This window comes from Pseudovibrio sp. SCP20, from assembly GCF_057774105.1.
The window spans coordinates 318,171-338,857 of the sequence record NZ_JBYMDH010000001.1; the positions used below are offsets into that span (position 1 = coordinate 318,171).

A 20,687-nucleotide genomic window follows, 5' to 3' on the forward strand; every position below is an offset into this window, starting at 1 on the left:
TATAGGCAGTAGAGGACAGTCAAATCAGGTTTTGTTGATCGGAAAAGAAAAACTAGACGACTGGAGGAGCCCGGATGAGGAAATTATGACCGCGGAGGCTTTTTACATTTCCTAGAGCACTTTCAAGGGAGAGAGAACCGACAACCACGAGGGTAGGGCTCTGCCAGTTCTCGGGCTCTATCGAAAAATAAGTCGCCTGCTTGGACGTATGCGGGCACATGTACGTGCAATCGCAGCCTATTCCCAGCGGATTTTCGGTATGAGTCGAGCCTTCGATCTTGGCAATATGCGAGCCCCCTGAAGGGGCACACAATTGCATGAGCGCAGCAGCAGAAGGATCAGCCGTTGCGCCGGAAAAACTCAGGACAAGCAGCAGTACTCGGGCCAGCATCGCAACGCTGGCAAGCAAGACAAGCGGGTGTCGCTCGCTTCTGAGTACATGTAATGTATTACGCGGCTTGACCATGGGTCTTTCTTAGTTGCTTCCGTCGAGTGTGTCTACACTTAGCCAGAAGGGAATCTGGAATTATCCTGAGTCTCATCAGTTGTAGGCGGATTCTCACCCTCATCATTGCGATTTGGCAAATCATCCGTTTCTTCTGATGGTTCTTCCTCCTCTTCCTGTTCATAGGCAGGGAACTCTTCAGGCGGAATAACGTAAGGATCTTCGATATCTAGCGGATCAGGTGTAAGCACGGCACCCATGTTGGAAGTTGCTCCGTATTCGAAGTCTGTCTTCTCCAGAGCCTCATCGGCAGGACGGATGAACAGGCGACTGATAACGAAGAGCGCCAAGGCCACTTCAACAAGCGCGACCCAGACAAATAGCCCTTCCGGACCGATACTGTACATCAAGCCAGCTGCAAGGGTAGGGCCGATCATTGAGCCGATTCCGTTCGACATCAGCACGCCGGAGGACGTCTCAACGTAGTCTTCAGCTTCCACATAGTCGAAGGCGTGCGCAGCAACAATCGCATAGGTCGGCTGACTGGCCATGCCCAGCATCAGGAAGATGGTGAAAGTTCCCCAAAAGTTCCCGCTCTCAAGGATAAAGAGCAGCAGGGATGCTGCAGCAGCAGTGAACCCGAGCAGCAAGATGATGATACGACGATCCATACGGTCTGATAGACGACCTATCGGCCACTGCGTGATCGCGCCACCCAAAACGATTGCGGCAGCAAAGTAGGCCGCTTCGTTGGTGCTGTAACCAATCTGCTTGGCGTACAGAGGTGCAAGCGCCCACATGGAGCTGTTGGCGAGGCCGATGAGCAAACAACCAATCAGCGCCACAGCTGACGTCTGATAGAGATTGATCGGGCGGAACCGCACCAGCGTAATCGGCGCTGGCTGTACCGCTTTGGTAAGTGCGACTGGAACCACTGCGATGCTGACAAAGATGGACGCAATCGCAAAGGGTACGAAAGTGCTGATGTCAAAACCAACAACCATCAGCTGGCCACCCATGGTCGCACCCAGATAGCAGATGATGTAGAGCGACATCACTGTGCCGCGGTTCTCGTTGGTTGCCTGGTCATTCAACCAGCTTTCGACAACCAGCAAGATACCGGCAAAACACAAACCGGTAATGACGCGAAACAGCGCCCACGCCAGCGGATCCAGAAGGATCGGGTGCAACAGGGCTGCACCAGACATCAACGATACCAGCGCAGCAAACGCACGAATATGACCAGCTCGTAGGATCAGGAACGGGCCAAACACACACCCGATCACAAAACCGATGTAAAAACTGGACGAGATCAGACCGATCTGGAGGTCTCCGAACCCGGCTAAATCAGCTCTGAGGGGGATAAGCGTCGAGGAAAGTCCATGCCCTGCAAGAATGAGGGCCGTAGACAACATTAAGGACGCAAAAGTTGCAAGCAGCAGGATCATGCGCGTACCAGCCAACAATGTAAAACTGGAGTCACATTACATGCCATGTGCAAAAAGAAAATAAGAAGGGCAGCCGAAGCTGCCCCTCAATTATCTTTTTCGCTGAGTTATGAACAAAAATGAGTAGTTCTAAACAAGCCTTAACGGCAAATCCTCAGCTTTACCAAGGGTTTCAAAGACGCGATGTACAATCCCTGATGCGTCTAGTCCTGCATCTTTGTACATGGCTTCCGGCTTCGCGTGGTCCTGGAAAGCATCCGGCAGGATCATGCTGCGTACCTTGAGTGAGCCATCCAGCAAGCCATTGTCAGAAAGGAACTGCAGCACCTGACTGCCGAAGCCTCCGATGGAGCCCTCTTCGATGGTAATCAGCACGTCATGCTCTTTCGCAAGGCGGCCAATCATGTCGGTATCGAGCGGCTTGGCAAAGCGTGCATCTGCCACCGTGGTGGAGAGACCAGCTGCATCAAGAGTATCCGCTGCCTTAAGCGCTTCCTGCAGGCGACCGCCCAAGGAAACCAGAGCAACGCGAGAGCCCTCTTTCACGATGCGGCCTTTGCCGATCTCCAGTGGAGTTCCAATCTCTGGCAAATCAATGCCAATGCCTTCACCGCGTGGGTAGCGGAAGGCAATCGGGCCTTCATCATAAGCTGCAGCCGTGGAAACCATATGCACCAACTCAGCCTCATCGCCCGGAGACATGACAACCATGCCCGGTAGACAGGAGAGGAAAGCAGTGTCAAAGGAACCAGCATGCGTCGCGCCGTCAGCGCCTACGAGACCCGCACGGTCAATCGGGAAGCGCACTGGTAACTTCTGGATCGCTACATCATGGACAACCTGATCGTAGCCACGTTGAAGGAAAGTGGAATAAATCGCACAGAACGGCTTGTAGCCTTCTGAAGCCATACCCGCTGCGAACGTCACTGCATGCTGTTCAGCGATGCCCACGTCGAACATACGGGTTGGGTGAACCTTTTCAAACACGTCCAGACCAGTACCATCTGGCATTGCTGCGGTGATACCAACGATCTTCTCATCTTTGTTCGCTTCTTCAATCAACGCATTGGCGAAGACGCGAGTGTAGGACGGAGCGTTTGGTTTTGGCTTGGACTGCTCACCAGTCACAACATCAAACTTGGCAACCGCATGGTACTTGTTGCTGGCGTTCTCAGCTGGCAGATAGCCCTTACCCTTTTGGGTCACCACGTGAACAAGGATTGGACCTTCTTTGGCATCACGAACGTTTTTCAGTACTGGCAACAGGTGGTCAAGGTTGTGTCCATCAACCGGGCCAACATAATAAAAGCCAAGCTCCTCAAACAGAGTACCACCCGTAAAGAAGCTGCGTGCAAACTCTTCAGCCTGCGCTGCTTTCTCCTGCAACGGTTTTGGAAGCGCGCTCGCCACCTGCTTGGCCGCTTCGCGGAAGCCTGTGTAGGTCTTGCCGGAAACAAGACGTGCAAGGCTCGCGGAAAGAGCGCCAACTGGCGGAGCAATCGACATATCGTTGTCGTTCAAAATAACGATCAGACGGGAGTTCAATGCACCAGCGTTGTTCATGGCCTCATAAGCCATGCCAGCTGACATCGCGCCATCACCAATAACGGCAATCACATTGTTGTCGCCACCAGCAAGATCGCGGGCAACAGCCATACCGAGACCGGCAGAAATAGAAGTAGAGGAGTGGCCCGCACCAAATGGGTCATACTCACTCTCAGAACGCTTGGTGAATCCACTCAACCCACCGTCCTGGCGCAAGGTACGTATACGTTGTTTGCGGTCAGTCAGGATCTTATGTGGGTAACATTGGTGCCCCACATCCCAGATCAGGCGGTCTTTGGGCGTATCGAAGACGTGGTGGAGCGCAACAGTTAGCTCAACAACACCCAATCCGGCCCCTAAATGGCCCCCGGTGACAGAAACAGCATCAACCATCTCCTCACGCAGCTCTTCAGCAACTTGTTGAAGGCGGTCTTCCGGGACCTTTTTGAGATCAGATGGATTATGAATTTGATCTAGCAGGGACATCTGGGTCTTCTTGAGTCTTTTGACTATCTGGCAGCTTAACACCTATGGAACCGACCATGGTATATGTTCCAAATTATGGCCGGGACAAGTGTCTTCCGTAATTGATCACGATTATAGCAAGGCTGCCCACTGTGCAATTGCCTGTCATGAATAATTGATCTTTTATGCTAGGTCCTTTTGTAGGGATGTCCCTAAGAATCCCCTGTCAATAGGGGATGAGAACGTATTTTTTTTCATTTGCTAGTACAAATTGCGCTTTTGTCACCCCATGGGGTGATGCAATCTGCGACGAAACGTCCTATGTCGAATGTGTGGTCGATGGGGCCACGTGCACAGTGATCGACTTGGGGCTACGGTTTTCGTAGCCCCCTTTTTTTTGTCTGTGCCAATAACCCGCGATAAATGAAGAATACTTACCAATTTAAACTAGACCGTCCGGTCGGTAATACGATCAATGATGATCTTTGTATTCTCTGCCCTGAAACAATATTCTGTGAAATATCTCCAGTTAAGTATTGTTCCAATTAAAACTTCACAGTCCCATAGAATAACAAGTGTGTGTTGTGCTCAGTAATTTTTGTTCAATTTTATTTAGTAGGCTAAATAATTAATTATCACGAAATTTTTATCAGCGAAGTAAATCGGTGTTCTGGATGTTTCACAGGCAAACAAAAACCCCGCTCAAGGCGGGGTCTGTTGAAAAAATGAACGCGTGTACTAGAGCGTAAATTCTAGTTACTACTGATAAAACTAGAATTTCTGTTCTGGACTAGCTGAATTTCTTAGTTATCCAGCGCTTCTGTACCAACCGCGTTTCCAGAGGTGTTCATCTGGATTTTTTCCACCTTCTCTTCGGCAGCTTTGAGCAGGCCGTCGCACTTTTCACGCAAAGCTTCGCCGCGCGCATAAAGCTCAATGCTCTTCTCCAGCGGTACGTTACCTTGCTCCAAATTGCGAACAATGGTTTCCAGCTCAGCTAACGCTTGCTCAAAGCTAAGATTTTCAATGGAACCGGCTGCTTCTTCTGTCACCAATATGTCCTCGCTCAGTTGGGAACAGGGGCTCCCAATTAGTAATCCATCAATGTCATTACATGAGCAGCAGCGGATCGCGCAAGGCCTTCCAGATCATACCCACCTTCTAATAGGGAAACGACGCGGCCCTCACAGCAATCATCCGCGATCTCGATGAGCTTGCGAGTCGCCCACGCAAAATCCAGCTCTGTGAGGCGCAGTCCACCCAGTGGATCACGCTCATGCGCATCAAAGCCAGCCGAGATAATGATGAGGTCTGGAGAAAATTCCCGGATACGAGGCAAGATCGCGTAATCCAAGGCTTCACGGAACTGCGTGCCATCATCGCCCGCTGTCAGTGGTGCATTGACGATGTTGTTGTGCTCACCGGTTTCATTCACGGCACCAGTTCCCGGAAACAGCGGCATCTGGTGTGTGGAGGTGTACATCACTGTAGGATCGGCCCAGAAGATCTCTTGTGTGCCATTTCCATGGTGAACGTCAAAATCCATGATGGCCACACGTTCAAGCCCGTAAACATCTTGCGCATAGCGTGCTGCAATCGCAGCATTGTTGAACAGGCAGAAACCGGAGGTAACCGCTGTCTCTGCATGGTGCCCCGGAGGTCGGCAGGCAGCAAAGGCATTGGAAACGCGCTTACTCATCACTTCATCGACACAGCGAGTGGATCCGCCAACAGCTCGCATCGCAGACTCCCAACTACCAGGGGAAAGGTTGGTATCCGGTGCAAAATCAACGAGCCCCTCTTCAGGATTCATATTGTGGATGGCGTTGATGTAGTCGGAGCTGTGAACCCGGGCAATATCCTGAAATGTTCCAAACGGTGCGATTTCGCGATCCAGCATAAAGAACCGCTCGTTCTCAAGCATGCGATCAATAGCCCGCAAGCGGTCAGGCCGTTCCGGGTGACCAAGTGGAGTAAGGTGATTTAAAAAAGCCTGATGGTGCAGCAGCAAAGTACTCAAGATATTGAACCCGTAAAAAATGAAATCAGGTACACAACCGACAGCCAACTCTAAAGTGAAGGCACCTAAATCCAATCCTGTGAAAAATTGGGCGAATTAAATATACCACTCCACAATGCGGAGTGATCTGTCAATTGCGCAACCCTTCAGTTTATCTCGGCAATTGGGATGAGGTGCTGACATATGACCATGTTGATGCCGCTATGGAATGCTCCAGAGAGCGGTCATGGAGACAAGAAAAATCCGGAGTGCGTGTACGACACGCAGCCCCGGATTAAAGGTGCGAGCAATCTGTGTTGCTCGTGGGGGAGGTCCGCTGCATCTCTAAGAAATACATGACTGTAATATTGAGCTAATTCTTGAAATTTGCACGCCGTTTATTCGCGTGCTCCATGAATTCACATTGAGTGAAATGAGAAAAGGTTAATACCTATTCTTTATGTGTTGCATAAATACAAGGAATTCTACAATAAACCCAAAGTATTCAGGGGGAGTTATCCTGTGCTCTCAACGGCTTGCAGGAGAAATTTGTAGGCAAAATGCAAAGAAGAGTGCAGAGCGCTGTCTGTTTTCAGCACTCTGAAAGCGTTTTAATCGCGTGGTGCTGCGGCACGTGCAAGCCGGTCGTTAATAGCTTCACCCAGTCCATGATGAGGGATTGGCATGACCGCAATTTTTCCGTTTTCACCCAGGTCTGCTTGGCGCAAAGCAGTAAACAGACGAGCTGCTGCTTCGGTCAGATCCTCTGAGTCGCTTAGGGGAACCAGCTTGGCCGCCTTGTCTGAGCCTTCAGGCAGCGCACTGCCAAAGGTAATCAGCGCTTCACCAGCTGCTACATCCTCCGCATTCAGGCGAATATGGGAGTTGGGCGCATAGTGAGAGGTCAGCATGCCTGGCGCCATTGGCGCACTGTCATCAGTCCCTGCACGCACCAGTTTCTCACCAAGAACGGCTTCGACATCCTCACGTGCAAGGCCACCTGGACGCAGCAGAGTAGGGCGGTCACCAACCAGCGAGACAATGGTTGATTCAACACCCACCGGCGTCGCACCTGAATCGATGATGTAAGACAAGTGATCTTTAAGATCGTTGATAACATCTTCCGCCGTTGTGCCGCTGATCCGGCCAGACAGGTTCGCTGAAGGCGCCGCCAAAGGCAGGCCCGTCCGCTTGCACAGGGCGCGCATAACAGCAGAGCGTGGCACACGAAGCGCAATGGTCTCCAATCCCGCAACAGCCAGATCAGAAACCGGACTGGTTGGCAGCTTCGGCAGCACAAGGGTCAATGGCCCCGGCCAGAATGCTTCTGCCAGCTTCAAAGCGCGGTCATCAAAAAACGCGTGGATTTGTGCCGCTTCCAGACTGTCGACATGTGAGATCAGGGGATTGAAACTAGGTCGACCCTTAGCCTCATATATGCCGGCACAGGCCTTTCCGTTGGTGGCATCGGCTGCCAGTCCATAAACCGTCTCAGTAGGTATGGCGACCAGCTTGCCATCGCTCAGCGCATCGCAAATATCCTGAAAAATTTGCGTGTCTTCCAACTGGGTATCAGATGGGTTCAAGCGCCAGAGTTTCATACCTTTTCTTTCTTACTAAGACGAATGTAGGGGGCTACCTGCCTTTAAGGGATGCTTGACGTATAGGTTAATCGCACTACTGTCCCAAACAGGAAAAATTTCTGTAGCGGCCTTTTGATAGGCAAAAGCCAATTCGTCAAGTCGCTATAGCGTGTTCCTGAGACGAAGCGCCGGTTTTCGGACAAGGATATGCGCGAAACTACGCGTATGTCCGCTGAACAGCCGCCGATAATCGGTAAGGAACACCGCAAATGCACATCTCTGAAGCCGCTTGCTGGCCCTATATGCAAGGCAGGCCGCTTCAGAAGGGGAGGAAGATAAAAAATGTATCGTGCACCACTAAGTGAAATTGCATTCACGCTGAAAGAAGTGGCAGGACTGGGACAGCTACAAGCGCAGCCGGGACAGGAAGAGCTCTCAGATGACCTGATCGAAGCTATTCTGGGTGAAGCTGCAAAGTTTGCAGAAGAAGAGATTGCACCACTCAATCGGGTTGGAGACGAGAACCCGGCTCAGCTGATTGATGGCAGCGTCAAAACTTCACCGGGTTGGAAAGATGTGTACACCCGTTGGCGTGAGGGCGGATGGAACGCGCTGACTGGTGATCCGGAGTTTGGCGGACAGGGCCTTCCAAACATGCTCCACGTGGCAGTCTTCGAGATGTGGAACGCTGGCAGCATGGCATTCACCCTGTGCCCAACCCTGACTACAGGCGCTGTGGAGGCCATCGAGAAGCACGGTTCTCCTGAGCTGAAAGCCAAGTACCTTGAAAAGCTCACCAGCGGCGAGTGGACAGGCACCATGAACCTGACCGAGCCTCATGCAGGTTCTGACCTCAATGCCCTGCGTGCAAAGGCAGAGCCTGTTGGGGATGGTTCCTACAAGATCTCCGGCCAGAAGATCTTCATCACATATGGCGATCACGACATGACCGACAACGTGATCCATCTGGTGCTGGCCCGCTTGCCAGATGCGCCAGCTGGCACACGCGGTATTTCTCTGTTCGCGGTTCCAAAGTACTTCGTCAATGATGATGGCAGCCTGGGCGAGAAGAACGATGTCACCGTTGCTGGTGTAGAACACAAGCTCGGCATTCACGGCTCACCAACCTGCACCATGTCTTATGGTGACAACGGTGGTGCAATCGGTTGGTTGATTGGCGAAGAGAACCGTGGTTTGGCATGCATGTTCACCATGATGAACAACGCCCGCCTCGCAGTTGGTGTTCAGGGCCTCGGCATTGCAGAGCGCGCTTTCCAGGAAGCGCTGGCGTACTCTCTGGACCGCAAGCAGGGACGTGGTGTTGGGTCAAAGACCGATGGTATGGACCCAATTGCAGTACATCCGGACATCAAACGCACACTCCTTTCCATGAAGTCACAGACACAGGTTGCCCGCGCGATCTGTTACGCATGTGCCCATGCGCTCGACATGGCCAAACTCGCTCCGGATGCGGAACAGAAGAAGTTCTGGGCAGAGCGTGCCGGCCTGCTCACTCCAATCGCAAAAGCACTCTCCACCGACTTCGGTGTGGATGTTGCTTCACTCGGCATTCAGATCCACGGTGGCATGGGCTTCATTGAAGAAACCGGTGCAGCACAGCACCTGCGTGATGCCCGTATTGCTCCAATCTATGAAGGTACCAACGGCATCCAGTCCATCGATCTGGTGATGCGTAAGCTGCCGATGTCCGGTGGTGATCAAGTGCGCAGCCTCATCTCCGAAATCAAGGAGATCGCTGCAAGCGTGAATGCAGATAACACCGGTGAGCTGGGTGATCTTGGTTCCAAACTGGATGCAGCAGTTGCTGACCTTGAAACTGCCACCGAATGGATGTTGGCAGCTCAGGCAGACGGCAAGGTCTCTGAGGCTCTGGCAGGCGCCACACCATACCTGCGTCTGGCTGGCATCACGCTGGGGGCTGGCCTGCTGGCCAAAGGTGCACTTGCATCCAAGAGCGCGCCAGAAGCACTCAAGAAGCCGCGTAACCTCATGGCACGCAGCTTTGCGGAAACCGTTCTGGGTGAGAGCGCTCCGCTGAAAGACGATGTAACCCGTGCAGCTGAAGCAATCCTTGCATTCGACGCTGCTGAACTTGCCTGAAATTAAAACAGGCCACCGCATTTTAAAGGTGAGGCCGTACAGGCCTCACCCAGTTAGTTTGGGAGGGACATATGATCAGTATTGAACGGGACGGCGCAGTCCAGATCATCCGCATGGACCGCGTAGAAAAGAAAAACGCACTGACACAGGCCATGTACATGGACATGGCAGAAGCACTGAAAACCGAAGATGAAGGCATCCGCTGCCACGTGATGCTTGGTCGTCCAGGAGTTTTCACTGCAGGCAATGACATTGCTGACTTCCTGAAAGCCGCTATGTCTGGTGACGGACTGGAAGCAGGCGGTGTTGGCAAGTTCCTCGGTGCGCTACACGAGCCATCCAGACCAGTGATTGCAGGCGTTGATGGCCCAGCTATTGGCGTTGGCACCACCATGCTGTTCCACTTCGACATGGTCTATGCGACCGAAAACGCACTCTTCAAAACCCCATTCACTGATCTGGGTATTATTCCGGAAGCTGGTTCGACCCTGATCGGCCCGGAAACCATGGGTTATCACAAGGCGTTTGAGCTGCTGGCATTAGGCGAAAACTTCACTGCTGAAATGGCTAAAGAAGCTGGCTTTGTAAATCACGTGGTCTCTCCAGATGAGTTGGAAGAGCGTGTCATCGGCATGGCACAGAAAGTGGCTGCCAAGCCGCAAAACGCACTGCGTATCTCCAGAGAGTTGCTGCGCGGCAAGCGTGAGCCTCTGGAAAAGCGCATCTATGAGGAAATCGGCCTCTTTGCAGAGTTGCTGAAGTCCGATGAAGCGCGTGAAGCCTTCATGAAGTTCATGAGCAAAGCTTAAAGCATTAGGAGGCGGTGCTCAGCACCGCAGTCCATCTCAGAAACTGGGGGGAACATGGGAAGTCTGAAGGGTAAAACGCTGTTCATTACCGGCGCGTCTCGTGGAATTGGGCTCGCGATTGGCAAGCGTGCAGCGCAGGACGGTGCGAACATCGTAATCGCCGCGAAAACCGCAGAACCACATCCGAAACTGGAAGGCACGATCTATACAGCCGCCAAAGAGATTGAGGATGCCGGAGGTCAGGCACTTCCGCTCGTGGTTGATGTGCGCAGTGAGGAAAGTGTCGATAACGCCATGAAGGCCGCTGCTGAGAAGTTTGGCGGCATCGATATCGTGGTCAACAATGCCAGTGCGATCAACCTGACACCAGTTCAGAAGATCGACATGAAGCGGTTTGATCTCATGCATCAGATCAACACCCGTGGAACATTGCTCTGCTCAAAGCTGGCTATTCCTTATCTGAAGGAAGCAGAAAACCCACACATCCTGATGCTCTCGCCTCCGCTGGATATGCAGGAAAAATGGTTCAAGAACCACACGCCATACTCCATCGCCAAGTACGGCATGAGCCTTGTCGTGCTGGGACTGGCAGGAGAGCTGCGCTCCAAGAAAATCGGCGTAAATGCACTTTGGCCAAGAACCACCATCGCAACCGCTGCGGTTCAGAACCTTTTGGGCGGAGATATGATGGTTCAGGCAAGCCGTACGCCAGACATTCTGGCAGATGCCGCGCACCTGATCTTCACCAAGCCATCCGGCGATACCACAGGTAACTTCTTCATTGATGACACATTGCTGGCAGAAAACGGTATGACCGACTTCGACAAATACCGCGTCAATCCAAAGGTCAACCTGCAACCAGACTTCTTCGTCCCGGATGACAGTGAAGCCCCGGCCAGCCTGGCAGCAATCGAAGCTTAAGCAGCTATAAGACACATTAGATCAGTTTGAGAGGGCATCGTGTTTGATTACACGGTGCCCTTTTGCAGGAGGTCTGTAGATGTCTGCTGGGAATGAAAAGTGCGGGTTTCGCGATCAGAGCAAAGGTTACTTTTGTGTTTGCTAGCTAGTTAGAATCTGGAGGGGGAATCTCAAAAAACGGAATGATATGCTTTCTCGTGCTTCCTTAACGGTGCTTTGATCGGGGCCTAAGTCGGCGTTTCGGGAGTAAGTTGCCGAGGTCAGCCTGATGCTGGGAGTACGGAGATAAGAGGTGGCCGTTGGCATCTTTCAGTTAAGTGGGCCAATCAAGGTAATCATAAGCATATTCGCTTTGATAAGCGCTTATATCATCTGGGATTACTTCTTAACGTACACAGCAGACGCCTACGTTTCAGCAGACGTCGTCCTTGTCGCTCCCGAGATTTCTGGCTTTGTAACTGAGGTTCCTGTGGATCGGAACAGACGGGTCATAGCCGGAGAGTTGCTCATGCAAATCGATCCGGAACCCTTCGCCCTTGCAGTCCAGCAAACACGGGCGGAAGAGGCAAGAGCACTGGCAAATCTGAGGCGCTCGGAGGTCGAGGTTCAGGTCGCTGAGGCCGCAGTAACAGCAGCGGTTGCCAAAGTTGCAAACCTCGCAGCTCAGCAGCAGCGCTTTGAAGAGCTGACCAACAGTGGTTTTGTTACCCAGCAACGGCTCGATAACATCAGTCTATCTCTTGAAGAAGCAAACGCGGAAACCGATAGTGCGCGCGACATGTTACGCGCAGCAGCACATCAGGTAGAGGTGATGCGGGCCACTTACGAGGCAGCTCAGGCGGCAACCGCTCTTGCTCAATATAACCTGCGCAAATCTTCACTGACCTCTCCAGTTGATGGAATAGTGAGCGAGTACTCGGTCAATCCTGGCAATTATGTTCTGGAAGGTGTGCCGCAATTAGCGCTGATTACAAATACAGACTGGCGGATTATAGCCAATCTGGTTGAGCGCCACGCCGCACGATTGAAGCCGGGGCAGACAGTCTATTTTCAAGTCTCCAGCGATCCCTATCGCATTCATAAAGGCACAGTTAGATCCATAGGTCGCGGAGTGTCGCGCATGGATGAAAACCCTCGGGTTCTTCCCTTCATTCCGCTGACCACGGCCTGGGTTCGACTATCCCAACGATTTCCCGTTGAAATTGATATGGGGGAATTTCTCTCAAATCACAAACCGATGCACGGCGGTGATGCGCGCATCTTCCTATTCCATTGAGGGGCGAAATGAAACTGGACTATTACAACGGCTTTCGAACCGCCCTGATCATTACGTTGGCCTCAGTGCTGGCACTGGTTCTGGATGTGGATGATCCATGGTGGTCGGGTATGCTGGCCCTCACAGTCGCCAATGCCAACTGGAGCAATGCCTGGTTTCAGGGAGGCCAGCGCATAATCGGTATCTATATCGGAATGATTGTTGGATACCTTTTTGTCATCCTCTTCAAAGATGTACCCATTCTGCAAATGGCAAGTATTGGTGGTTTGGCTGCCCTGGCGGTGTACAAGCGTCTGGCAAGCCCCGACTTCAACATCGCATGGCTACTGGGAACTATCAGTGCGATGCTTGCGCTCTACATTTCCGTTGTTGAAGTTGATCAACTGTTTTCGATCATGACGGATTGGGGGGCTGCAGCAACCATCGGCATCGGCAGTGCAACGATCGTCATGTATAGTCTCACAAAGGACAGCCCCATTGGCATTGGAGCAGGTCCTATCACAATCCGTCAGCTAGATGATGTTGAACGCAGTTGGGTCACAGCCCTTTGCATAACTGCGGCTGTTGTTTCTGTTCTGGCGCCAGTTGTTTACGTCGGCCATGATCTGGTTGCCATGCTGCAGATCACCATAACAACACTGATTGTGCTTTACGGGCCGGCTGAAGATGTCAAAAAACTTGCCCTAAACAGAATGGCTGGCTGCCTCCTCGGTGGAGGGCTAGGGCTGCTGTTTGTTGCATTGGGTCTCGAGACATTCTTCTGGTGGCTGGCCATTTACGCAGGAACCCTGTTCCTTGTCTGCTCACTTCATCACAGCACCAATTACTGGGCATATTCAGGAACGCAGGCCGGATATGCATTTATCGTCGCAGCTTTAGCTTCTGCTGGACCAGTCAACGACATTGAAGGCGTTCTGGATCGGCTCGTTGGTATATATATTGGTGCTTTCCTAAGCATCGCCGTGTTGTTTGCAGTGCGTGTTTGGCAAGGAAGGCAGGTGCATGACATCAAGCGGTTGGTGAGTGAGAGTGAAGGCGGGACCGGTGATAGAGTGTGACTTGGCAAACGCGCAGTATGAAGCGTTGCGTAGCGTCATAGATTGTCAGCTCAGATAACTGTCAAACCTAGCGGCAAAATAAAAGGCGGGGTGACCCGCCTTTGTTGTATGTTCTGATCAGTCGAACTCTGGTCCGCGAGCCGTGTAGGGCTTCACTTCTTTCCAGGCGCGCATCAGGTTTTCCAGCTCTTCGTCGGTCTGTTCTGGCAGAACAATCTCAAGCCCAACCAGAAGATCACCGTGGCCACCTTCCTTCTTCGGCAAACCCTTGCCTTTCAGGCGCATGGTTTTGCCGCTGCTGGTGTTGGCTGGAATTGTCAGGTTCACTGCACCGCCCAGTGTTGGAATGCGCACCTTTCCACCCAGCACAGCTTCATAGAGGGTGAGAGGAACATCCACACGGATATCCGCGCCATCCACTTTGAACAGCTTATGGGTAGAGATGCGAACTTCCACCAGCGCATCGCCAGCCTGTCCGCTCTTGGCAGAAGCAAAGCCCTGACCCTTTAATCGGATCTTGTCGCCGCTCTGCGTGCCAGCTGGAATTTTCACATTCACAGTCTTGCCGCTTGGCAGCTTCACTTGAACCTTGCCGTGATTGGCCAGATCTTCAAGCGTTACACGGGCGATCAGGTTGGCGTCTGCACCCTTGGTTGGGCCTTGATGGAAGTGAGATTCACCGCCACCACCTGCACTGCGACGTTTGCCGCCGCCAAAGCCGCCGAGGATGTCATTGAGAATGTCGTCAAAGCCGCCGGCATCCTGCGGGCCGCCGCCACCGTGACCATCACCAAAGCCCTGCTCGAAGCGGAAGCCGCCACGACGTCCTGCATTGCGGAAACCGGAGAAACCTTCAAAGCCGCCAGCACCGCCACCCGGGCCGCCATAAAACTTAGGCTTACCTTCAGCGTCGATCTCACCGCGATCAAACTGACCGCGCTTATCTTTGTCGCCCAAAATCTCATAGGCTTGGTTCGCTTCTGAAAAGCGCTCCTTGGCCTTTGGATCATCTGCATTCTGGTCTGGGTGATACTTCTTGGCCAGCTTGCGAAACGCTTTTTTGATCTCTGCCTCACTGGCATTTTTGCTAACACCAAGAACAGAATAGGGATCTCTCATCGTCATCCATCAAATAGAAATTGGGGCAGTTTACAACTCACCCATTACATAACCATGCAAATGAAAACAAGCAAGCAGCCGCAGCCGAACTTAGCTAATCAGAAGTGAGTATTTCAGCGCTTTTAATGTGTTGGCTTACTTCACGTTTTGCAAAGCTTAGGTGAGGAGCACGTTATTGGGCAGGAGCTGCGTCAACCTGGAACGGAGCCAGCTGGACAATCTTCATTTTGTGATTGGTGTCCGGGCAGCTGCGACCCTGATACGCACGCACACCGCCAACAGTGTTTGCGCTGGTCACAAAATCAGTACAACCGGCAATGCTTCCGGTCTTATCAACAGACATCAGGGAAGTAATTGTGCCACTGTTGCCGCTGACCGGATTGGTCCAGGCCATAGGCGCAAAACTACGGTCACCTTTTCCACCCTCATTCAGAGCTTCCTCGATGGTATCCGTAATAACCGTACGGTCAGTGCGGTGGATTTCGCTATCCGCGACCTTTTGCTTGGTATCAACCGTCTCAGTCAGGTTGAGAGGTTCTTGATACTCACTGTTATTCACCGATATGGACATCTGAGTGCAGGCAGGAAGCAACAGCAAGATCGCAGCCGAGACAAAACACGACTGGCGTAAACGAGTTTTCTTGCTATACAAAACTGCCATATTACTACTAGAGCCTCAGGTTGAAGCCGCTGCTTTTACGAGTTCCGGTTCATCCACAGTGTGAGGATCCTAAAGGGACTATTAACTATGAATGGTGACATCCAAAATCTGGAAGAAAAGTTTACAAATAGTTACTCCGAAAGCGTAGAGGTTCCTTTTCAACTATTTGGCGACTGGTTGGCCCTTGCTGAAAAGAGCGAGCCCAATGATCCTAATGCCATGTCAGTTGCGACTGTAGATGAGAATGGCATGCCTAATGTACGGATGTTACTCCTTAAAGGTTACAGTCCACAGGGATTTGTGTTTTATACAAACTTTGAAAGCACAAAAGGTCAGGAAATTCTTGCTCACCCTAAAGTAGCTCTATGTTTTCACTGGAAAAGTCTGCGCAGACAAGTGCGTGTACGCGGCAATGTTATCCACGTAACTAATGAACAGGCAGACGAATACTATAACTCACGGCCACGAAAAAGCCGCATTGGTGCGTGGGCATCCAAACAGTCTCGCCCTCTGGAGAGCCGTTTTGCGCTCGAAAAAGAGGTCGCTAAGTACGCTGCTAAGTATGCTGTCGGTGATATTCCGCGTCCCGAGTACTGGAGCGGTTGCATTTTGCAACCATTGGAAATCGAGTTCTGGCACGACCGCGCGTTCCGTCTACATGATCGATTTGTCTTCAAAAGAGACAGCGCAGACGCCGAATGGGATAAGGTCCGTCTGTATCCTTAATACATACTAATTTGATCTGGAGACGCACCACACAGTTGGTGCGTTTCTTGTTTTTGGAGCTCTCTCAGGCGTCCTATGGGCGTTGGCTGTTCGGAAGGGGAAGGCCTGCAGGTGCACTGCACCAAAAAAGTAGCTCGTGACCTGAAACTGAACGACAGGCAAAAATTAAGGCGGCTCGCAATCCTGCGGGTCGCCTTCTTTAAGTAGATGACTGAATGTTCGTTAGATCATTAAGCCTCTTTGAAGCCATGCCAATCTAGGTCATGACTATGGGATGCAGCTGTTACCAATGTGATTGGAATACATAATCAATCAATTTGCTTCGTGCAAAACGGAAGCCGAATGCCTGATCTGCAGCCCCTGACGCATCAGTCAGTCGGAAGAGGATATTCTTCCTGAACCTTTGGCTGATAAGACTCTTTCTGCTTACCTGAACAGCAGTTTGCAGCGTTGACAGCCTGAATGCCGACTGGACGATAAAGCTTGTCCAGGTCAGGTTTTACGTTTTTGTTTTGTTGCTCAGTGGTTCCGAAGGCCATTTTAGTCCGTCCCCTTGGGACAAGTTGTGTTGCAGAAATTGCGATGCTTACCCGGAATGAGTAGCCGGATAACCCGATATAAGCGTCAGCTCATATGCAGGAGTGATACTCAAATCGGGCATGAATATGTTAGCGCCAAAAAAACTAAAAAAGCCAATCTAATTTAGAGGGGGGAATTTCCCAATAATCTCAGCAATTTGAATGCATGAAACATGCCGTTAACTATTTGCCTGAGATGTATTCTGGAAATTTGCTATATTATACAAAAGGATAAGGTTTTGGGTTGTGAGTTGATTAAAATTATCGCCACTAAACCATTAATGTATCAGGCCATTTTGGGTGACATTTGGCCGCAATTTCCCCGAATACGAAACTGACAAAAAACTGTGTATTTATTATGCGACTAAGCTTGTGGCCGATTGATTAGCGCCGTTCATAGTGATTGGTGCTCGTAATACTCTGTATAAGTGCGTAGATTGAGCCGCTTGCAAATAACACCTCTGTTCAGGCTAGGCCTGAAGACGGTCTCCCATAAAAGCCGTCAACTGCGCTAAAGGAAAATGATAATGAACGTGCGCGCCGTTTTGTTTGATCGCGATGGAACCCTGATTGATTTCAATAAGACATGGGGCACCGTGCTCCAGCATGTTCTGATGGATCTTGCGGGCGGGGATGTAAAACTGGCCACCGAGCTTGGCCATCTCGTTAAGTTTGATTACGTCAGCTGTGCCTGTGAGCCGGGCAGCCCGATCCTGACCAATCCACCAAGCGGTTACAGCGAGCCATGGGCCAACCATCTTGGCGTTGAGTTCAACCGCGCATTTCTGGATCGGATCGAAGACCTCATTCTGGAACATGCCGCTGAGTGCGTTGCAGCATTTGATGACACCACTTCATCCATCAAAGCACTGGCCGCAGCCGGTTTGCCAATCGGTCTGGCAACCAACGGCACCGAAGCCAGCGCCATCGCCCAGCTGAAGCGTCTGGGCATCTTCGACTACTTCACCTTCGTCGTGGGTTACGACAGCGGTCATGGTGAAAAGCCGGAGCCGGGCCAGCTGTTCGGCTTTGCTGAGCACACCGGCATTGAGCCGCAGCACATCGCAATGGTAGGGGACAGCCTGCACGACATGCACGCCGCGCAGAACGCAGGCATGCTGCGCGTCGCAGTCACCACAGGTGCTCTGACTGCAGAAGAGCTGAAAGACCACTGCGACCATCTGCTGGATAGCCTGACAGATCTCGTGAATCTTGTTGGCCTTAAGTCAGCAGGTGAGGGCGCAGCAGCCTGATCCTTGAGTTTGATCGCGGCGGACCACCCGTCGCGATCCTCTCAAAAGCTGCGCGAAAATAATAAAGGCATTCAACCCTCGGTAATTCTGGACTGCTATAATCTGGTATCGCGAAGTAAAGAGCTGTAACCTGCCTGACGAACGGGTAAGTTAAACTCTGAGCTGCAGATCGAAGAGAGTGGGATAGAATGACACTGCAACTGCCTTTAAGACATTCTCGCACTGCCATGCGCAGCCGGCGCATTGGCGCCATTGCGATCCCGTTTCTCATTCTCTCCGTTGCTGGTCATTACTTCGAGCTATTCAACACAGAAGTGCTGCTCGTCCTCTTTGTCATCGGCTTCTTCATGGGGGCGACAGCCATCGTGCTGGCTGCCATTGCTGTGGTCGATCTTTGGAAGGATGGCGGTAAAGGCTTCGGCAACTGCTTCCTGGGCACATTCTACGGATCAATAGTCCTGACCCCGCTATTCATCGCAACGCTGGGGCTCTACATGTTCCCACCGCTCAACGACATCTCGACAGACATGGAAGATCCGCCCGCATTGGTAGCAGGTGATCGCATTGATGATGAGATTGAGCAGGATAAGCAGTTGATGCAAAAGGCCAGCTATCCGGACATCGTGCCTCGCCGCTTCCGCTTGCCACCACCAGAGCTGCACAATGCTGTCTCCAGCGTAGCCTCCAGCATGGGCTGGAAAACCGTCTATGAGCTGCCAGCAGGCTTTCCGGATGAGCCAACCTATCTGCTCATGGAAGCGCGTATGCCGTACTTCTCTTTGAAGGATGATGTCGCAATCCGCATCCAGCCAGACCGTGTCGGTACGCTGCTAGATATCCGCTCCGCTTCCCGCTTCGGCAGTCATGATTTCGGCACGAATGCCCGCCGGATCAGAGGTTTTCTGGCAAGTCTGGATAAAGTCCTGCTGCAAAACTACGGCATCACAGCGCGGGTAGAAGAGCCAGAATTGGTATTGCAGGAAGAAATAGAGTTCGACGAGCCACAAATCACAGAGCGTGCACCGCTTCTGGAAGTTCCGCTGGAGCTGCCACCTTCAATTGCATCCATGTTGAAAGAGCGTGGCTCTGCACCAATCCCAGCTCAAAAACCGGCGCAGTAAGCGAACCCTCAGCACCGGGATAGCCCGGACTGCTCGCTATGCGTGATTTGCTTGAGAAAGTAGCCCCAGAAACAACATAACCAGCGCCGGGGAAGCACTGGTTATGAAAGCTTGCGTGAACAACGAGTACCGCTTTAAGGCTATCGCGAAACTCGAAGAGTTCTTAAAGCCGGGGAAGCCGTCGAACTCTGTGAATCTAATATGACTCAATTAATAGCATATGTGTGTGATTATTGTCACGCGCGCACAAAAAAATACGCCCAGAAACGGGCGTATCTTTGATAACTCAAATTATCGCTTTGAAATCAGGCGTTTGCCTGCATGCGAAGATCTGCAAAAACATCTTCCAAACGTTTGATTGCTTCTTCAACTGTCGATTTTGGACAGGCCAGATTGAATCGCAGGAAGGTTTCGCCGCCTTTTCCAAACGTGCTGCCGATGTTGACCGCAATCTTTGCCTGCTTCTGGATTCGGTTCACGATCTCATCAAACGGTAGGTCCACATCTTTAAAGTCGACCCATTCCAGATAGGTGCTGGCCATGCGCATCACCTTGGCGCCCGGAATAGCCGCTTCCAGTCCTTCAATCAGCAGCTCCTGATTGGCTGCAACATAGTCACACAGCTCTGTAAGCCACTTTTCGCCGTGGTTGTAAGCCTCAGTGGTTGCCTGAGAGCCAAGCGGAGTTGAGTGCACACCACAAGCGGTGCAGACCTTGCGATAGGCATCACGCAGCTCTTTGTTGCTGATGAGACAAGCCGCAGTCGCAAAACCGGCAAGGTTGAAGGTCTTGGAAGCGGAGGTGAACGTAATCGTCCGCTCTGCAATCTTCTCTGAAAGGGTGGCTGTTACAACGTGCTTGGAGCCATCCAGAATGAGATCGTGGTGGATCTCGTCGGAGATGATCAGGATGTTGTGCTCAAGACAGAACTCACAGATGCGGGTCAGTTCATCAGCCGTCCAGACACGACCACCCGGATTGTGAGGGCTGCACAGCAACAGGATCTTGGTGCGCTCGTCAATCTGGTCCTTCAGATTGTCGAAGTCCATGTAATAAGCGCCATCACGCTCAATCAGCTGGCTCTCAACTAGGCGGCGGTTGTTGTCGCGCACGGCGCGGCCAAACGCGTGGTAAACCGGTGAGAACACCAGCACGCCATCGCCTTCTTCCGAAAACGCCTGAATAGCCATGGAATAACCAGCCACAACGCCCGGCACGGTGGTGATCCAGTCTGCGGAAACGTCAAACTGATGGCGACGCTTCATCCAGGAGATGATCGCCTCTTTATAAGGCACGTCATTGCCATAATAACCGTTGATCCCGTGCTCGGCAGCACGTGCAACCATATCGTTCACGGCCTGAGGCGGGCGGAAATCCATATCCGCAACCCACATAGGCAAACCGTCATCACTGCTGATGCCGTAGCGACTTTCCATCTCATCCCATTTCAGAGAATGAGTGTTTCTGCGATCGATCTTCTTATCAAAAATACTGGTCATTACGTCTCGAAAAGTTGGAGAGATCGGTTTCTCTGGGGTGTCGTGACAGCGTGTAGGTTT

The 20,687-nt window shown here is 51.9% G+C and carries 18 protein-coding genes; 8 read left to right on the top strand and 10 right to left on the bottom strand.

The window, feature by feature from the left end; translation table 11 throughout:
* Window positions 1–52: 52 nt before the first annotated feature.
* The 6 genes from AC3CB2_RS01465 to AC3CB2_RS01490 all read right to left on the bottom strand — a co-directional run bounded on the left by AC3CB2_RS01465 (window position 53) and on the right by AC3CB2_RS01490 (window position 7,503).
* Window positions 53–466, bottom strand: coding sequence for a hypothetical protein (locus tag AC3CB2_RS01465; protein WP_037036970.1), 414 nt, complete (start codon window positions 464–466; stop codon window positions 53–55).
* A gap of 38 nt (window positions 467–504) precedes the next feature.
* A complete protein-coding gene (locus AC3CB2_RS01470; protein WP_352931351.1) occupies window positions 505–1,860 on the bottom strand; it encodes an MFS transporter in 1,356 nt (451 codons plus the stop codon).
* A gap of 162 nt (window positions 1,861–2,022) precedes the next feature.
* Complete coding sequence (dxs, locus tag AC3CB2_RS01475; protein ID WP_008549556.1) at window positions 2,023–3,924, bottom strand: 1-deoxy-D-xylulose-5-phosphate synthase; 1,902 nt, start codon at window positions 3,922–3,924, stop codon at window positions 2,023–2,025.
* 782 nt (window positions 3,925–4,706) lie between these two features.
* A complete protein-coding gene (locus tag AC3CB2_RS01480) occupies window positions 4,707–4,958 on the bottom strand; it encodes an exodeoxyribonuclease VII small subunit (RefSeq protein ID WP_008549902.1) in 252 nt (83 codons plus the stop codon).
* 35 nt (window positions 4,959–4,993) lie between these two features.
* On the bottom strand, window positions 4,994–5,914 hold the full coding sequence (locus tag AC3CB2_RS01485) for a histone deacetylase family protein (protein ID WP_352931774.1): 921 nt from the start codon (window positions 5,912–5,914) through the stop codon (window positions 4,994–4,996).
* Between the two features lie 599 nt (window positions 5,915–6,513).
* The gene (locus AC3CB2_RS01490) at window positions 6,514–7,503 is read right to left on the bottom strand and encodes an L-threonylcarbamoyladenylate synthase (protein WP_352931349.1); all 990 of its coding nucleotides are present in this window, start codon (window positions 7,501–7,503) and stop codon (window positions 6,514–6,516) included.
* Window positions 7,504–7,827: 324 nt separating this feature from the next.
* On the opposite strand from AC3CB2_RS01490, the gene AC3CB2_RS01495 reads away from it, so the two are divergent.
* The 5 genes from AC3CB2_RS01495 (at window position 7,828) to AC3CB2_RS01515 (ending at window position 13,670) form a co-directional block, all read left to right on the top strand.
* Window positions 7,828–9,606, top strand: a complete 1,779-nt coding sequence (locus tag AC3CB2_RS01495; RefSeq protein WP_014284402.1) for an acyl-CoA dehydrogenase — start codon at window positions 7,828–7,830, stop codon at window positions 9,604–9,606.
* 71 nt (window positions 9,607–9,677) lie between these two features.
* Entirely contained in the window at window positions 9,678–10,415 is a 738-nt protein-coding gene (locus tag AC3CB2_RS01500; protein WP_352931346.1) for a crotonase/enoyl-CoA hydratase family protein, read from the top strand.
* 54 nt (window positions 10,416–10,469) lie between these two features.
* The gene (locus tag AC3CB2_RS01505; RefSeq protein ID WP_054783092.1) at window positions 10,470–11,336 is read left to right on the top strand and encodes an SDR family oxidoreductase; all 867 of its coding nucleotides are present in this window, start codon (window positions 10,470–10,472) and stop codon (window positions 11,334–11,336) included.
* A 292-nt stretch (window positions 11,337–11,628) separates the two neighbouring features.
* Window positions 11,629–12,612, top strand: a complete 984-nt coding sequence (locus AC3CB2_RS01510) for an HlyD family secretion protein (protein ID WP_352931344.1) — start codon at window positions 11,629–11,631, stop codon at window positions 12,610–12,612.
* An 8-nt stretch (window positions 12,613–12,620) separates the two neighbouring features.
* Window positions 12,621–13,670 (top strand): FUSC family protein, encoded by a 1,050-nt coding sequence (locus tag AC3CB2_RS01515; RefSeq protein WP_352931342.1) that lies wholly within the window; start codon window positions 12,621–12,623, stop codon window positions 13,668–13,670.
* A gap of 117 nt (window positions 13,671–13,787) precedes the next feature.
* Here AC3CB2_RS01515 and AC3CB2_RS01520 read toward each other — a convergent pair whose 3' ends face one another.
* Both AC3CB2_RS01520 and AC3CB2_RS01525 read right to left on the bottom strand, forming a co-directional pair.
* Entirely contained in the window at window positions 13,788–14,789 is a 1,002-nt protein-coding gene (locus AC3CB2_RS01520) for a DnaJ C-terminal domain-containing protein (RefSeq protein WP_041768919.1), read from the bottom strand.
* Between the two features lie 172 nt (window positions 14,790–14,961).
* Window positions 14,962–15,348: an RT0821/Lpp0805 family surface protein gene (locus tag AC3CB2_RS01525; protein ID WP_352931340.1), complete on the bottom strand. Its 387-nt coding sequence runs from the start codon at window positions 15,346–15,348 to the stop codon at window positions 14,962–14,964.
* Window positions 15,349–15,549: 201 nt separating this feature from the next.
* On the opposite strand from AC3CB2_RS01525, the gene pdxH reads away from it, so the two are divergent.
* Window positions 15,550–16,176: a pyridoxamine 5'-phosphate oxidase gene (gene pdxH / locus AC3CB2_RS01530; protein WP_425328935.1), complete on the top strand. Its 627-nt coding sequence runs from the start codon at window positions 15,550–15,552 to the stop codon at window positions 16,174–16,176.
* A gap of 368 nt (window positions 16,177–16,544) precedes the next feature.
* Here the strand turns inward: pdxH and AC3CB2_RS01535 are convergent, their stop codons facing one another.
* On the bottom strand, window positions 16,545–16,715 hold the full coding sequence (locus AC3CB2_RS01535) for a hypothetical protein (protein WP_008549913.1): 171 nt from the start codon (window positions 16,713–16,715) through the stop codon (window positions 16,545–16,547).
* A gap of 566 nt (window positions 16,716–17,281) precedes the next feature.
* On the opposite strand from AC3CB2_RS01535, the gene AC3CB2_RS01540 reads away from it, so the two are divergent.
* Both AC3CB2_RS01540 and AC3CB2_RS01545 read left to right on the top strand, forming a co-directional pair.
* Complete coding sequence (locus AC3CB2_RS01540) at window positions 17,282–18,007, top strand: HAD family hydrolase (RefSeq protein ID WP_352931338.1); 726 nt, start codon at window positions 17,282–17,284, stop codon at window positions 18,005–18,007.
* A 188-nt stretch (window positions 18,008–18,195) separates the two neighbouring features.
* Window positions 18,196–19,128, top strand: a complete 933-nt coding sequence (locus AC3CB2_RS01545; protein WP_352931336.1) for a DUF1499 domain-containing protein — start codon at window positions 18,196–18,198, stop codon at window positions 19,126–19,128.
* Between the two features lie 305 nt (window positions 19,129–19,433).
* On the opposite strand, the gene AC3CB2_RS01550 is transcribed toward AC3CB2_RS01545, so the two are convergent.
* On the bottom strand, window positions 19,434–20,627 hold the full coding sequence (locus tag AC3CB2_RS01550) for a MalY/PatB family protein (protein WP_352931334.1): 1,194 nt from the start codon (window positions 20,625–20,627) through the stop codon (window positions 19,434–19,436).
* Window positions 20,628–20,687 lie beyond the last annotated feature (60 nt).